Raw genomic sequence first — 16,324 nt, 5'->3', positions numbered from 1 at the left:
GGCGATGCGATTCGAGGTACTGGGGCCGTTGAGCATCACGGACGGCATGGAAAGCGTCGTGCTCCCACCTTCCAAACCGACCAACCTGCTGGCCGCTCTGCTGTTGAATGCGAACGGCGTGGTGTCCGCCGAGTATCTGCAGCGAGCCATCTGGGGTGAGGAACAACCGGCCGCGGCGAAGGCGGCGCTGCAGACCTGCGTCCTGCGCCTGCGGCGGCTCTTCGTCAAGCACGGAGTGGTGGACACCCCGATCGAAGCGGTCCCCGGCGGCTACCGGATCAGCGCGGGACCGCGGAGCCTCGACGTGATCGGGTTCCGGGACGGGGTACGCCACGCAGCCCGTCTCGCCCACACCCCGGAGTTGGAGCTACGCGCGCTCAAGGATGCGCTGGCGTTGTGGCACGGCTCGCTGCTGGCCAACGTCCGCTCTGAGGTGCTGCACCGGGACGAGGCTCCGCGGCTGGTCGAGGAGCGGCTGCGCACCGTGCAGCGCGTCTGCGATCTCGAACTGTCACTCGGCCGCTGCGGGGAGGCACTGGTGGCGTTGTGGAGCGAGACACGTGCCCACCCCGGCAACGAGCGGTTCCACGAGCAGTTGATAGAGGCGCTGTACCGCAGCGGGCGGCAGAGCGAGGCGCTGACCGAATACCGGCGGGTCAAGGGGTACCTGCTCGCGGAACTGGGTGTCGACCCTTCCCCGGGGTTGCGCCGGCTCGAGTTGGCCATCCTCCGAGGCGACGACCTGGGGCCGTCGGCCGACGGCGTGCGGGCAGTTGCCGCGATCGGCACGGCGGATGTCCGCCGATCCCCGGCCGAGGACCGCGGCGACCCGCCGCTTCCGGTGGTTCCGGTGCCCCCCGTGCCCTCCTTCACCGGCAGAGCGGCCGAGACCGCCGCAATGGAGGCCGAGCTGACCGAGGCCCGCGACGAGGCCGTGACGATCCTGCTCTCGGGCGCCCCGGGTATAGGCAAGTCCGCACTCGCCCACCACGTCGCCCACCGGGTACGGGACAGGTTCCCCGGCGGGCGGTTGCACGTGCCGATGGTGCACCCCGACGGCCGGCCGCGCGACGCCACCGAGGCCGCCGCCGCGGTGGAGACGGCCTTGCGGGTCCGCGAACCCGGCGCTCCGGTGCTTCTCGTCCTGGACGACGTCGTCGACGCCGGCCAGGTCAGGCCGCTGCTCCCGGCAGTGTCCGGCGGGGCCGTGATCATCACCAGCCGCAGGGGACTCGCCGGCCTGGTGGCCACCCACGGCGGTCGCGTCCACCGACTGTCCACCCTCGAAGAGGAGGACGCGCACCGACTGCTCGTCGCCACCATCGGTGCCGAACGGGTCAAGCCGGAAGAGGCCGCGGCACGCCGACTCGCCGCGCTGTGCGGGTATTTCCCGCTCGCTCTGCGCATCATCGCGGCCAGGCTGCTGACCCGTCCCGCGCTCGGTCTCGCGGACGCCGCGGGCTGGCTGGCCGACGACCCGCTGGCCCGGCTCTCCCTGGCGGACGACCCGGGGCTGTCCGTCATCCGGGTGCTCGACGCCGCCCTCGACCGGCTCGCCCCCCGACTGGCCGACGCCTTCGTGGGGGTCGGCTCCCTGCCGGCGGCCGCCTTCCCGGCCCAGGACGGCGTCTCCGCCCTCGGTACCGGCGCCGCCGAGGCCGAGGAACTCCTGGAACGGCTGGTCGACGCCGGGTTCCTGGAAGAGGGGCCCCCCGGCCCCTACCGAGTGCACGAACTGCTTCGCGCGTACGCCCGCAGAGCCGCCGCAGCAGGCGGCCCACGCCCCGAGACCACAGAGAGAGCGTGACCCCCATGGTCGACACCACGTTCGACGCACTCGCAGCGACCCGGCCCCGCATACGCAGGGACGTGCTGTTCACCGAGACCCCCGGCGGCGTGCTGTTCCACAACGCGGACGGCGGCTTCCACCTCACGGGCCGCACCGCCTACCGCTTCGCCTCCCTCCTCGTCCCGCACCTTGCCGGACAGCACACCCTGGGCGACATCTGCGAAGGCTTCGGACCGCCCCAGCGCGCCATGGCGGCGGAACTGGTGAAGACCCTCTACGAGCGCGACTTCGCCCGCGACGTCCCTGAGAAGGACACCGCCGAACCGGGCGCCACGACCGGCCCGGCCCGCCGGTTCTCCGCACAGATCGCGTACATCGACCACTACTCCGACGGAGCGCCCGCGCGTTTCGCCCGCTTCCGGGACACGCGTGTCGCGGTCCTCGGCGAAGACGACGTCGCCCGCTGGTGCGCGCTCAGCCTGGTCCGCAACGGCTGTGCCCACATCGCCGTCACCACCGATTTCCCCGACGTGGCTCGCGAGGCCGGCGAACTCGACGCGGACGACAGCCCGGTGCGCATAGCCCGACTGCCCGCGGTGTCCGGGTGGCCGGAGCTCACCGGCTACGAAGTCGTCGTCGTCACCGGCTCCGAAGCGGCGGCCACCACCCGGCGGCTGCTCACCGAGGGCGTGCCCGACGGGCACACCCTCATCCCCACCTGGGGCTTCGGCGGACACACCGTCACCGGCCCGCTCGCCACCGCCACCTCCACCGGCTGTTGGACCTGCGCGGCCCTGCGGCTCGGCGGCAACACCGACGAGGGAGCCGCCGCCGATCTCTGGGCCACCGTCACCGGCAGCGTCACGCCCCGGGCAAGCCGGGTACTGCCGACCGGGCCCGTCGCCTCGATGACCGGCAACCTCCTCGGCTACGAGGTCTTCCGGCTCACCACCGAAGCCCTGCCGCCCGAAACCAGGCAGCAGGTCCTCGTGCAGGACCTGGAGTCGCTGGACGTCGTCGCCGAGCCTGTGCTGCCCCATCCCCGTTGCCGCCGCTGCGCCGCGCTCACCACCACCGGGGGCTCCCCGCTCCCCGACGAACTCGCTCTCCCCGCCACCGCGACCGTGGAGACCGCACGCGACGCCGAGACCCTTGTCGAGGACCTCAACCGGATCAGCGGCGCGCTGGTCCGTCCGTACACGGGAGTCTTCCGCCGCTACGACGACGAGCAGATCACCCAGACCCCCCTCAAGATCAGCCGGGTCGAGGTCGCCCTCGGAGCCGGCGTACGGCGCACGATCGCCGCCTTCGACGTGCACCATCTGGCGGGTGCGCGGATGAGGGCGCTGTACGCGGCTGCCGAGACGTACGTCGAGCATGTGGTGCCGGCCGACGCCGGGGCGTCGGGCAGGGACGTCGCCACCGCGCTCGGCCCCGATCGGCTGACGACCGGCGGCGGCAAGGGCGGGACGGTCACGTCGTGGACCATCGCGACCTCCCTCCTCACCAAGGAGCCGATCCGGGTCCCCACGGCCGCGGTACGTCCCTTCGGGGAGCACAACCGGGCCCGGTCGATCCTCGCCACCCGCGCGGGGGCCGGGGCCGGCCCCACCCCTCAGACGGCGGCGGGCCGGGGCCTGCTGTCGGCGCTGAGCCACGACGCCCTGCTGCGCGCGGTCCGCGGAGCGACACAGGTGCGGCTGCTGGCCGCCGACGAGGCGGACGACGCCCCGGAGTCGGTCTTCCTGCTCAAGTCGGCCCGCACCCTGGGCGTCGACGTCGAACTGCTCGACCTGGGCGAGGCCGCACGTACTTCGGCGCACACCGTCCTGGCCAGGGCCGCCGACGGCCGCTGGGCGGTCGGCGCCGGACTGTCCGGCCGGGCAGCGGCCTGCTCGGCTCTCCGCGATCTCCTGGGCGGGGTCCAACTGGCGGCGGAGGACCCCGGTACCGCGGTGGACCTCGGTGACCCGCTGCTGGGCGACCTGGCGCCGGAGACGATCGCGGTCACCGGCCGGCCGATGGCCGTGAACGCGGTCACGACGGACTTCCCGACGATCCTGGACCGCCTCCGGGCCGCCGGCCGGGACGCCCTCCATGTCCCGACGACCCCCGCCGACCTGCCGTCGGGTGGCATCAGCGCGGCCTACGTCCTCCTCACGACCGACCCCGAGGACGCTGCCCATGCCCGTGACTGACGCGACGCGCCGCCTGGAGCAGGAGCTGCACGTCGCACTCGCCCGGTACGGCGTCAGCGTGGAACTCGACGTCGCGCCCCTTGGTGTCCGAGACGCCTTCAAGGCGGACGGCGACCGCCGGTTCGCAGCCGTGCCCGTACGGCACTACGGCCGTCAGGTCATCGTCGGGCCGTTCAGCGGGACGGCTCGCGACGTGCGGCGCCCGTGCGGCCTGTGCCTGGACCGCCGCTGGCAGGCGGTCCGCTCCGTCCCCCTGCGTGAGGCGCTGGAACTGGGTGCCGGTACCCGGGCGGCGGGGGAGACCCCGTACCTGACCCCGTTCGCCGCCGAAGCTCTCGCGGGGCTGATCGCCGCCCGCGCCTCCGGTGGCACAGGGCCCGTCACCGGCGCCTACCCGCTCGTCCACGTCGTGGACCTGGAGACGCTCCGTTCCCGCGCCTACCCCTTGGTGCCGGACCCCGAGTGCCCCGCCTGCGCGGAGCCCGAACCCGACACTCCCGAGGCCGCCGTCCTGCGCCTGCGCTCCGCCCCCAAGCACCGTCCCGGCAGTTTCCGCGTCCGGGACGCCGGTGCCTACGACCTCCCCCCCGAGGCCTACACCAACCCCGTCTGCGGGTCCCTGGGGTCGTCCGTCGTCCAGGACGTGTCCTCCCTGTCCACCTCCGCCACCATCGGCTGCTTCTCCATGCGCTCGGGCGCCTACCTCCGGGAGACGTTCTGGGGCGGCCATGCCGACACATTCGCCCAGAGCATGCGCATCGGGGTCCTGGAAGGACTGGAGCGCTACGCCGGCATGCGCGCCCGCACCAGGCGGGCAGGGGTGCTGGACTCCCTGGAGGGCCTTCGCAATCAGGGCAAGGCGGCACTGGACCCCCGCCGTTGCGGCCTGTACTCCGACGCCTTCCACCGCGCCAACCCCGCCGTCGCACCGTTCCGTCCCGACCGCGAGATCCCCTGGGTCTGGGGCTATTCGCTCGCCGACCGGCAACCGGTCCTGGTCCCCGAGGTGCTGACGTACTACCACGCACCGGGGCTGGAGAACCGCTTCGTCCAGGAGTCATCCAACGGCTGCGCCTCCGGTGGCTGCCTCGAAGAGGCCGTGTACTGCGGCCTCATGGAGGTCGTGGAGCGCGACGCCTTCCTGCTCACCTGGTACGGCCGGGCCGCACTCCCCGAGATCGATCCCCGCACCAGCGCCCGCCCGGCCACCCGGGCCATGGTGGACCGGCTGGAGATGTACGGCTACGAGGCCCGCTTCTTCGATACCCGGATCACCTTCCCGATCCCGGTCGTGACCGGCGTCGCGGTACGCCCCGACGGCGGCCTCGGCCGCATGTGCTTCGGCGGCGGCGCCGGACTCGACCCGGAGGCCGCGCTTGCCGGTGCCCTGTGCGAGATCGCGACCGACGCGGTGAATCTCCAAAGCCGCACGGAGCGCGACTGGGAGCGACTGCGGGCCATGGCGGACGACTTCGACAAGGTCGAGGCCCTGCACGACCACCCGCTCGCGTACGGCGTCCCGGAGATGGGCGAACACGCGCACTTCCTGATCGGGGAGCCCGGCGCGCCCAGGAAGCCCCGGCGGTCCTTCACGGAGCTCTACGGCGCGGACGCGCGCTGTCCGGCGCCCGAGGTGTCGGACGATCTGCGGGACGACCTGGAGTGGTGCGTCAAGGCGGTCACCGGCGCCGGGTTCGACGTGATCGTGGTCGACCAGACCATGCCGGAACAGCGGGACCTGGGACTGACCACGGTCAGCGTGATCGTGCCCGGGCTCCTGCCGATCGACTTCGGCCGGACACGCCAGCGCGCGCTGGGCATGCCCCGCCTGCGCACCGCCCTGCGCGAGGCCGGGCTGCGTGATCACGACCTCGTACCCGCCGACTTCAACCCCGCGCCGCACCCTTTCCCGTGAGCGCCCCCTACCGACCGAGCCACCGAGGAGCACGTCATGGGATACGCCCAAGAGTACGCGGCCGCGATCATGCGGCGCGGGCGGGTCGCGATGGAACCCGCCGCATTCGTGCCTGATTGGGCCGACGGCCCCCGCAAGACCAAGTACTACCCGGGTGTGGACACCATGCCGCTGCCCGGCAGCGGCTATCCGGCGGACGCGTCGCTCGACCGGGGCCTGGAACTGGGCCCGGACGCCGGCCCGGCCGACGGGATGTTCGACCTGGAAGCGCTGTCCGGGATGCTGTACGACTCGTACGGGCTGACCGGCCGCCGCCTGGGTGTCCAGGCCAACACGGACCTCGCCAGTCTGCCGAGCTATCCGCTCGCCAACTGGTCCCGGGGCACGGCGTCAGGTGGCGGCCTCTACCCCGTGAGCGTCTACTGGGTCTCCGGCCCCAGCGGGCCCGTACCGCCTGGCGTCCACTACTACGCGACCCGCCACCACGCCATGCAGCGACTGCTGACCGGCGATGTGTCGGGCGAGTTGCGCGCGGCCCTGGGCGACACCGCCCCGGGCGCCGGTGCGACCGACCAGTTCGTGGTGCTCGCGGTCAAGTACTGGCAGAACGCCTTCAAGTACAACAGCTTCTCCTTCCACGCAGTCAGCATGGACGTCGGCACCGTTGTGCAGACCTGGCGCATGTGGGCCCGGGCCAGGGGCCTGGAGGTCGAGCCGCTGATGTGGTTCGACGAGGAGCGGCTGGCCCGGCTGCTCGGCATACGGACCGAGCAGGAGGGCGTCTTCGCGGTCGTCCCCCTGCGATGGCGCGGCGCCCGCACCACGTCGGCCCCTGTCCCGGCGGCCGTACGCCACCGGGACGCCGAGCGGTCTCGCACCGTGCTCACCTTCGACGCCGTCACGCGGATGCAGACGGTCACCGCCGAGCACGCCGCGCGGCGTCCCGCCTCCGGAGCGCTCGCCTCTGCCGCTCCGGACCCCGGACCGAGCCGCACCGAGGTCCCGCTGTCCGCACCCCGGCCGCTGGACACGGACGTGCGTACCGCGCTGCGCCGCCGCCGCAGCAGCTTCGGCCGCTTCGAGGTGGGGCGGCCCGTCGGCCAGGACCAGTTGGCGGCATGCCTGAAGGCCGCAATGGCGGGGGCCCGGCTCGGAGGGGACACCGGCACGGGCGAGACCCGGCTCGTCAACCTGTACGCCTTCGTCAACCACGTCGACGGCCTCGCCCCGGGCGCGTACGCCTACGACCCCGACGCCCACTGCCTCGGGTCCGTCACCGAGGGCAGCCCCGGTGCCTTCCTCCAGCGGAACTACTTCTTGGCGAACTACAACCTGGAACAGGCCGGGGCGGTGCTGGTGCCGACCATCCGCACCACCGCCGTGCTCGATGCCGTCGGCGACCGCGGCTACCGCCTCGTCAACGCCACCGTAGGTGCCGTGTCGCAGGCCGTCTACACGGCGTCCTCCGCCATGGAGCTGGGCTGCGGAGTCGCCCTGGGCTTCGACAACATCTCGTACATCGAGGAGCTCGGTCTCCAGGAGACCGGCGAGGCACCACTCCTGATCATGATGATCGGCCATGAGCGGCCCACCCCGGCCGACTTCCGGTACGAGATCGCCTGAGGGGGCCGAGATGCCGTTCATGCTCCGGGTCGCCGGGCTGCCCATCGACACCGTACGTGAGCTGCGCTGCCCGGACAGCCGCCGCTGGGCCGACGACGTCCTTGCGACCGGTGACCGACTGGGCGTTGCGGGCGCAGCACTGGGTGATCTGCTGCACCCTTTGATCGGGCGATGTGCCGAAGACGCAGGGCGCCGTGCACTGTTGAAGCTGCGCCGGGACGTCTTCAACAACCGCCTGCCGGGCGATGCCGAGGCGGCGCTGTCCCTGGTGACCGGCCTGGACCAGGCGGTGGGAGAGGCGTTGGCGGACTGGCTCGCCGCACGCCGCGGCCTCGCGGCCCGCAGCGCGCAGGGAGCGGGACTGCTCGCGGTCGAGACCGCCCGCAGCCGCGCCGCGCTGTGCCGACTGGCGGGCGAGGAGCGGTTGCGCAAGGGCCTGCTGCTCGCCTCACCCGCCCTGGACGCCCGACTCGACACCTACCTACGGAAGACGACTGCGGCGCCGGACGCCCGCCCGGACAGGAGGACTCGCAAGATCGAGCGTTCTCTGCTGTCGTACCTGTATCGGACGGCCTGTAAGACCAGCCCGTTCTCGACCTTCACCGGGGTCGCGTTCGGTGAGTTCGGCGAGCGGGCCGAGTTCGGTTGGTCCGGCGAGCGTGCCGACCTGCAGTCTCCGGCGGGCGGACTGGAGGTGAGGATCGCGCAGGAGTGGACCAGCCATCCCCGCCTGAACGTCGTGGCACTGCGCCGACTCGCGGAGACCGTCGTCGCCGACCCGGCCCGCCGCGCCGACCTGCCCGTGTCCCTGGCCTCCGGCTGGGGCAGGGACGGCGAACGGGTGCGCTATGTGCGCCGATGGGTGACGGCAGGCGACGACGACACGGCGGTCACCTTCGACGCGGTCAAGGACCGGCTGTTCTTTCTGCGCCGCAGCGGCACCCTGGAGAGGCTGCTCGGGCTCTTCGAGAAGCGGGAGACCGTGCGGTTCGCCGAGCTGGCCGACTGGCTCGCCGCCGACCGGGACGCCGGCGACGAGGAGTGCGCCCAGTACCTCCAAGCCCTGCTGGACGTGGGCATGGTGCAGGTCCCATGCCTGCGGACCGAGGTGCACGACACCGATCCGCTACGGGCGTTCCAGGAGTCCCTGCGGGACCTCGGCCGTCCCTGGGCGAGCACACTGGCCGGCCGGCTCGAAGCGGCCGCTGAGTGCGTCGACCGATTCGGCAAGGCCGCCCCGGCCGCCCGCACCGCGCTGCTGCGCGAACTGAGAGACGAACTGAGTTGCATTCAGCAGGAGTTGGGTGCCGAGAAGGGCAGAGTCCCGCAGACCGTGTTGTACGAGGACGTCGCGGCGGGCCCTCCGACGACCCTGGGGCCGAGACTGTGGGCCGAACAGATCGAGCATCCCCTGCGCCAGGTGGAGCGGATCCTGCCCGCCTTCGACCTGACGCTGCCGCAGCGCATCACCTTCAAGGGGTTCTTCCTCGCCCGGTACGGGCAGGGCGGCCGCTGCGACGACCTGCTGAAGTTGGTCCATGACTTCCACGAGGACTTCTTCGACCAGTATCTGAGCTTCACCTCCGGCCGCACCCCCTTCGATGCCCGAGGCCGCTACGTCCCCGAGGTGAACTGGCTGGGACTGCCGCAGCTGAAAGCACTCGACACCGCCCGCGAGACCTTCGTCACGAGGATGCGGGCCCTGTGGGACGCCAGGGACGGGGAAGAGCTCGTCGTGGACGACGCCCTCATCGACGAGGTCGCCTCCGCACTGGTCCCCGTGACAGCCGACTTCCTGCCCATGAGCCATCACCTCCAGTTGGCCGACCGCGGAGACGGCCGTCCGCTGGCCGTGCTCAACCGCTCATACGGGGGGCTCTCTTTTCCCTTCAGCCGCTTCACCCACTGCTTCGACGGCATCGAGGAGCGACTGCTGCGCCGGGCGGAGGACATCCGGCCGGAAGGCGCAGTCTTCGCAGAGGTGACGGGTGGCCCGGTAACCAGCAACCTCAACCTCCACGGCCGACTCACGTCACACGAGATCGTCTGCCCGGGGGAAAGCGGCACGCTGGACCCGCAGTTCCGCATCCCACTCGACAGCCTCTGCATCGAGCACGACGAGCGAGCCGACCGGCTGGTGCTGCGCTCGGTCCGGCTCGGCCGCGAGGTGGTGCCGGTCTACCTCGGCTACCTGGTGCCGCTCGCCCTCCCCGAACTGCCCCGCACCCTGCTGCTGCTCTCTCCGACGTCCATCGCACCGCTCGACGTCTGGGGCGGTGTCCCCGAGGGCGAGCCGGACGACGGCGTCACCGGACGGCCGCGCGTGAGACACGGCAGCGTGGTGCTCAGCCGCCGCAGCTGGAGCTGTCCGGCCGGCCGGCTGCCGCTGGCCGGGCCCTCTGTGCCGGACGCCGAACGATTCCTCGGCTGGCACCGCTTCCGGCGCGCACACGGTCTGCCGGACCGAGTGTTCGCCACCGTCTCGGACTCCGGTGCCCGGGGCGCCACCGCCGCGAAGCCACAGTACGTGGACTTCGACAGCCCTCTGTCGCTCTCCGCGTTCGAGGGGCTGATCAGGACGGCGGAGTCCCGGGTCGTGTTCCGGGAGATGCTGCCCGACGAGGACGCCCTGCACACCGTGTCCGACCGGGGCCGCCATGTCTCGGAACTCGCCGTGGAGACGGCGACCGCCGCCCGCACCGCAGGAAGGAACCACCACGGATGACGACGACCGGAACACGTACGGGCACCGGGGCCTGGCAGGCCACCCACGTCTTCTACGCCGCCAACCCCCGCCCCATGCTGCTCCACTGCATCCGTCCCCTTGTGGCCGGGTTGGAGGCGGACGGGCTCATCGACGGCTACTTCTTCATCAACTACTGGCTCGAAGGCCCCCATGTCCGCCTGCGGATCAAGCCCTCCTCCCCGGATGCGGAGGACGAGGTCCGGCGCCGTACCGAAGCGGCCGTCGACGCGTTCCTCGCGGAGCGCCCCGCCCTGTACGAGGTCGACTCGGGCTTCCTCAGCGAGTTCTACAACACGCTCTTCGAGATCGAGTACCCCGCCGGCGAGCGCGCCCGCTACACCGACGACCAGGGCCGGATGCGGCTGCGGCCCAACAACACCCGCAGCCCGACCGAGTACGAGCCGGAATACGGCAAGTACGGTGGTCCGGCCGGAATCGAGCTGGCCGAATGGCACTTCCGGCACTCCAGCGATCTGGTCATCGAGGCCTTCCGTACCAAGAACCTGCACCTGCGAACCGTGCTGCTCGGCACGTCGGCGCAACTGATGATGGTCATGTCCTGCTCCTTCCTGCCTGGCGACGACGAGCTGGCCGACTACCTGGACAGTTACTACGCGTTCTGGCACCGGGCCTTCCCCGGTACCGGCTTCATCGGCAGCGAGGAATACGACACGAACTACGCGGCCATGGCGCCGAAGCTCGCATCCCGCTTCGCCGCCGTCCGCAACGCCGTCGCCGGCGGAGACGACACGCCCCGTCTCCCCGCGTTCCTCGCCGACTGGGCCGATCACTGCGCCGAACTCCGGGACCGTGCCCGCACCCTGGCCGACGACGGCGACCTGGTGTTCCGGTCGTGGGACGGCGAACGCGACGAGCGCGTCACCGACCCCGCCGTGGCGCTGCCTCGCCTGCTCTCTCCGTACATGCATATGACCAACAACCGGCTGCATGTGACCATCCGCGACGAGGCCTACCTCGCCCATGTCCTGGGCCGCGCCCTGCGAGAGCCGCGATGACCGCCCCGACTCCCTCCGCCTTCACGGCGTACCGGCCTCGGCTGCGCCCCGGGGTCCTGATCAGCGACGCGTTCCTGCACGGCAGGAACACCGTGCACCTGATCAAGGACACCGGCAGCGGGCAGTCCTTCAAGGTGGGCGTCAAGGAGCACTTCCTCATCTCCCGTATGGATGGGCACCGCACCCTGGAGGAGATCGGCTCGGAGTACGCCCGCGCATACGGGCGCAGGCTCGCCGACGCCCACTGGCAGCGGTTGCTGGGCATGCTCGGCACCCGAGGGCTCCTGACCGACTCCCCGGCCGTCGCCGGGCCCCCGGCACCGGCACCCGAGCCACGCGGAGTGCTGCGCGGCAGTCTCCGGCTGGTCGCGGACGCGGACGCGACGACCGCGCGGCTGCACCGGGCCGTGCGCCCGCTGCTGTCACCGTGGTGCGTGGCACCGCTGCTGGTGCTGCTCGCCACCATGGAGGTCGTCCTCGCCTGGCACGTCGGCGAACTGCTCCTGGCCACCAGGGAACTGTTCACCGATCCGTTCCTGCTGACGGCCGCGGCGACCCTGCTGTGGCTGAGCACCGCCCTGCACGAACTGGCGCACGGGGTGGTCGCCCGGCACCACGGCGGCCACGTCCACGAGATCGGACTGCGCTGGCGGCTTCCGGTCGTCATCATGTACTGCACCGTCGACGACTTCCTCTATCTGGGCACCCGCCGCCACCGGATCGCCACGGCGGCCGCCGGTGCCGTCATGAACCTTCTGTTCCTGCTGCCGTTCTTCGCCGTCTGGTGGTACGCCCCGGTAGACGAAGGGACCCGAGCAGCACTCGCGGGAATCCTGTTCCTCGGGAGCGTACAGGCGTTCACCATGCTCGTTCCCCTGCCCCCACTGGACGGATACAAGATCGCCGCCCAGCTGGCGGGCGCCACCGAACTGGCCGCATCAACCCGGACGTATCTGCGGCTGGCCGTACGCCGGGACCCTGCTGCCCGGGAGTACCCGCGACGGGCCCGTGCCGCCTACACCGCGTACGGAATGAGCGTCCCATTCGTGCTCGGCGCGCTCGTCACGGCGGTCACCGCGATCGTCCACCACCTGCTCACCAACGGGTGAGCGCCGTCAAGGCACCGGCTCGCCACATGGTGAGCCGCCCGACAAGGAGAGACCCGTGAGCACCACTGATCCCACGTCCACCGCCTCACCCTCCGCACAGGACGGGCCGGCCATCGTCCTCGACTCCGTGCGCAAGCACTACGGATCCACCAAGGCTGTGGACGGCATCTCGGTGACGGTGGCACGCGGTGAGTTCTTCGGGCTGCTCGGTCCCAACGGAGCGGGCAAGACCACCCTCATCGAGATCATGGAGGGCCTCCGGAAGGCGGACTCCGGTTCCGTGTCGGTCCTCGGCAGGGCCCCCTGGCCGCGCGACGTCGGTCTGCTGCCGAGGGTCGGAGTCCAGACCCAGGCGTCGGCGTTCTTCGTCCGGCTGACGGCGCGCGAACATCTGCGTACGGTCGCCGCCCTGTACGGCGCGGGACACGCCGCCGCCGAACGGGCCCTGACGTCCGTCCGGCTGACCGACCATGGCGATGTCCGAGTGGAGGACCTGTCCGGCGGTCAGCGCCAGCGTCTCGCCGTCGCCGCCGCCCTCGTCCACGATCCGGAACTGATCTTCCTGGACGAGCCGACCGCGGCCCTCGACCCGCAGGCCCGCCGGGACCTGTGGCAGGTGCTGCGCGACCTGAAGGGTGCCGGCCGCACCATCGTCTACACCACCCACCACCTGGACGAGGCGGAGGCCCTCTGCGACCGGGTCGCCATCATCGTCGCCGGGCGTCTTGCCGCGCTGGACACACCTGCCCGGATGGTGGCCGCGGGCAGTCCGACCACCCGGCTGCTGGTGCCCGCCGGCCGGCTCACGCTGGAGGCGGCCCGGGGCATTCCCGGTGTGCGGGAGGTGGCCCTGGAAGGCGACACGATCGTTCTGGAGACCCTGGACTCGGGCCCTGTCCTGGCCCACGTCGATGCACTCGCCGGACTCCAGGGCGTACGGACCCGCACCGCCAGCCTCGAGGACGTCTACCTCGAACTGATCGGCAACGCCACGGAACCCGCTTCCACCGAGGCTTCGTAGCCGCTGCCATCGCGGCACCGCCCCCGCACCCCGTTTCACGCGTACACGAAAGAGATACGCCACCATGAGCGCATACGCCGCGTTGAGCCAGGCCGGATACCGGGCCTACGTCCGCGACAAGGCCACCCTCTTCTTCACCTTCGCCTTCCCTCTCCTCTTCCTCGTCGTCTTCGGCCTCATCTTCCACGGCAAGAACGTGGAGCAGAGCGGGCAGCCCTACATCAACTACATCGCGCCCGGCGTGCTGGCCTGGGGCATCGCCAACGCGGCCGTCTTCGGAATCGGGTTCGTGCTGATGCAGTGGCGCCGTGACGACCTGCTCCGCCTCATCCGCATGACCCCGGTGCGGCTCCCCGCCGTGCTCGCCTCCCGTTACGTCCTGGCGCTGGGCATCGGCCTCGTCCAGGCCGTGCTGTTCGTGGGGGTGGCGCTGCTGCCGTGGTTCGGGCTGCGCCTGGCCTCCGGATGGCCGCTGGCACTGCCGGTACTGTTCCTCGGCATCACCGCCTTCCTGGCGATCGGGGTGATCGTCGGCACATACGCGCAGACCCCCGAGGCGGTCGCCGCGATCGCCAACTGCCTGATGATCCCCATGGCGTTCCTGTCCGGCTCCTTCTTCCCGCTGGACGCCATGCCGGACTGGATGCAGACCCTTGCCAGGGCCCTGCCGCTGTACTACCTCGTGGACGGGACCTCCGCCGCCCTCACCGGCAGCGACGGCGTCGGCGCCGACGTCATGGTGGCCTGCGGGGTGCTCGCCGGCTGCGCCGTCCTCTTCGGAGCCATCGCGCTCAAGACCTTCCGCTGGAGCGACAAGTCATGACGGGCGTTGTGCGTGAGCGCGAAGAGGCGCCCCTGGACACAGCCAGGAGCCGACTGCAGTGCGAGCTCACTGCCCGCCACCGGACGGCGGCTCTGCCAAACCTCCCCGTACCCCTGGTCGTACCGCTCGGCGCCGCCGACACCCTCGGCTGCGGTGTCCCGGACCCGTACGCCGCCGAGCGGCCCGCGGCGAACATCCAGCTCACCTCGCGTGCCGTGCTCATCGGCCCCTGGGGTGGCGACGCGGGCGACATCGGTCGTATGGACGGCGGCACGCGAACGGCCGCCTGTGGCCAGTGCCTGGCCATGCGGTGGCAGCGACTGCGCAGCCGTTCGGAGCGGGAGGCGCTCGAACTGGGCTACCCCTCGTACGGCGCTGTCGACTGGCCGGTCCTCACCCCCTTCACCGTGGACGCCGTCTGGGCGGCATACCTGGCGGTGTTGCCGGGGACGCGCAGGGCCCCCGAGGGGTTCACAGCGGCGGACCGGTCCCTGCCGCAGGTGACCCGCGTCGACCTGGGCACCCTGGCCACCGCCACGTTCCCGCTGCTGCCCGAGCCGCTGTGCCCCGCCTGCGTGAAGGAGCGCCCCGACACGGCCGAAGCGGCCCGTATGACGTTCGCCCCCCGACCGAAGCCGAAACCGGACGGCTACCGCATCCGACCCCTGGACGCCTATCCGCTCCCGACCGCGGCCCTGGCCAACCCCGTGTGCGGCGCCATCGGCTCCGACACCTGGATCAACCCCGCTTCCACGACCACAGCACCGGTAGCCGGCACCCATTTCGTACGGGGCTACGCCGGACTGAACGACGTCACCTGGAGCGGACAGTCCAACTGCTACAACACCAGCAGGAATCTCGCCTACCTGGAGGGCCTCGAACGCTACGCGGGCACCCACAGGCGCCGCGGTACCGCCCCCGTCATGGAGGCGTACAGCAGCCTCGCGGCCGGCGGCGCGCGCGTCCTGAACCCCGTCGACTGCGGCTTCTACGCGCCGGAGACCTATGCGAAGGACCACCTGGTCAGCCCCTTCGACCCGGACCGGAAGATGCCCTGGGTGTGGGGGCACTCGCTGCGCGACGACCAGCCCGCCCTGATCCCCGCCCGGCTCGCCCACTACGGCGCGGGCGTCGACGCCGACAACTTCGTCTTCGAGTGCTCCAACGGCTGTGCGACGGGCGGCAGCCTGGAGGAGGCGATCCTCTTCGGGCTGCTGGAGCTCATCGAGCGAGACGCCTTCCTGCTCGCCTGGTACAGCAGGGCGCGCCTCACCGAGATCGACCTGGCGACCTGCCGGACTCCCGCGATCCACAACATGGTCGACCGGGCCGCACTGCACGGCTATGACGTCCACGCCTTCGACACGCGCATGGGCCCGGCCGTCCCCGTCGTCACCGCCCTGGCGGTCCGCCGCGACGGCGGATACGGGACGCTCTCCTTCGCCGCCGCTGCCGGCTTCGACCCGGAAGGCACGGTCGAGGCAGCCCTGTCCGAGGTGCTGACCTACATTCCGTACCTGCCGTACCAGGTGGCCGAACGGCGCACCGAACTGGAGGAGATGGCCCGGGACTACACCAAGGTCCTCCACTTGAAGGACCATGCCCAGCTGTACGGCCTGCCTGCCATGGCGGGCCACGCCGCCGAGTACCTGGACCCGACCGCCGTGCTGCCGCTCACCCGGCTGTATCAGGATTGGGAGGACCGCCGCCCGCGCACCGGGGACCTACTCGACGACCTGTGGCTGGTCCGCGACGAACTGTGCGGCGCCGGGTTCGACGTGATCGCCGTCGACCAGACGACTCCCGAGCAGCGCCGCATGGGCCTGCACACCGTCAGGACCATCGTCCCCGGGCTCCTGCCGCTCGACTTCGGCTGGACCAGGCAGCGCGCCCTGCGCATGCCCAGGCTGCGCGCCGGACTGCGGGACGCGGGCCGGCGCACGGATGAGCTGCCGGAAGCCGAGATCAAGACTGTCCCGCACCCGTTCCCATGACCGGAGAGGACGCAGGGGACAGTACGGACAAGCCCCTTCCCGTACGGAGATGGTACTCCGGTTCGGGAAGGGGCTGCCGTGCGCGCGTAC

10 protein-coding genes are annotated in these 16,324 nt (G+C 71.5%); all 10 read left to right on the top strand.

The genetic code is table 11. The features are described 5' to 3' along the window. Window positions 1–4 precede the first annotated feature (4 nt). On the top strand, window positions 5–1,807 hold the full coding sequence (locus V1460_RS18375) for an AfsR/SARP family transcriptional regulator (RefSeq protein WP_338674735.1): 1,803 nt from the start codon (window positions 5–7) through the stop codon (window positions 1,805–1,807). 5 nt (window positions 1,808–1,812) lie between these two features. After that, a complete protein-coding gene (locus tag V1460_RS18370) occupies window positions 1,813–3,987 on the top strand; it encodes a TOMM precursor leader peptide-binding protein (RefSeq protein ID WP_338674734.1) in 2,175 nt (724 codons plus the stop codon). Then, entirely contained in the window at window positions 3,974–5,902 is a 1,929-nt protein-coding gene (locus V1460_RS18365) for a TOMM precursor leader peptide-binding protein (protein WP_338674733.1), read from the top strand. The genes V1460_RS18370 and V1460_RS18365 overlap by 14 nt, the downstream gene beginning before the upstream one ends. A gap of 36 nt (window positions 5,903–5,938) precedes the next feature. Further along, entirely contained in the window at window positions 5,939–7,525 is a 1,587-nt protein-coding gene (locus V1460_RS18360) for a SagB family peptide dehydrogenase (RefSeq protein WP_338674732.1), read from the top strand. Between the two features lie 10 nt (window positions 7,526–7,535). Then, entirely contained in the window at window positions 7,536–10,250 is a 2,715-nt protein-coding gene (locus V1460_RS18355) for a lantibiotic dehydratase (RefSeq protein ID WP_407077482.1), read from the top strand. Next, complete coding sequence (locus tag V1460_RS18350; protein WP_338674730.1) at window positions 10,247–11,287, top strand: lantibiotic dehydratase C-terminal domain-containing protein; 1,041 nt, start codon at window positions 10,247–10,249, stop codon at window positions 11,285–11,287. The genes V1460_RS18355 and V1460_RS18350 overlap by 4 nt, the downstream gene beginning before the upstream one ends. Beyond that, window positions 11,284–12,396, top strand: a complete 1,113-nt coding sequence (locus V1460_RS18345; RefSeq protein ID WP_338674729.1) for a M50 family metallopeptidase — start codon at window positions 11,284–11,286, stop codon at window positions 12,394–12,396. The genes V1460_RS18350 and V1460_RS18345 overlap by 4 nt, the downstream gene beginning before the upstream one ends. A 55-nt stretch (window positions 12,397–12,451) precedes the next feature. After that, a complete protein-coding gene (locus V1460_RS18340) occupies window positions 12,452–13,417 on the top strand; it encodes an ABC transporter ATP-binding protein (protein ID WP_338674728.1) in 966 nt (321 codons plus the stop codon). Window positions 13,418–13,481: 64 nt separating this feature from the next. Beyond that, on the top strand, window positions 13,482–14,240 hold the full coding sequence (locus V1460_RS18335; RefSeq protein ID WP_338674727.1) for an ABC transporter permease: 759 nt from the start codon (window positions 13,482–13,484) through the stop codon (window positions 14,238–14,240). Continuing rightward, a complete protein-coding gene (locus tag V1460_RS18330) occupies window positions 14,237–16,234 on the top strand; it encodes a TOMM precursor leader peptide-binding protein (RefSeq protein WP_338674726.1) in 1,998 nt (665 codons plus the stop codon). The genes V1460_RS18335 and V1460_RS18330 overlap by 4 nt, the downstream gene beginning before the upstream one ends. Window positions 16,235–16,324: the final 90 nt, after the last annotated feature.

The sequence above is a fragment of the Streptomyces sp. SCSIO 30461 genome (assembly GCF_037023745.1).
Lineage (GTDB): Bacteria > Actinomycetota > Actinomycetes > Streptomycetales > Streptomycetaceae > Streptomyces.
The sequence above is the reverse complement of the archived record's forward strand: the minus strand, read 5'-3'. Positions and strand labels throughout refer to the sequence as shown.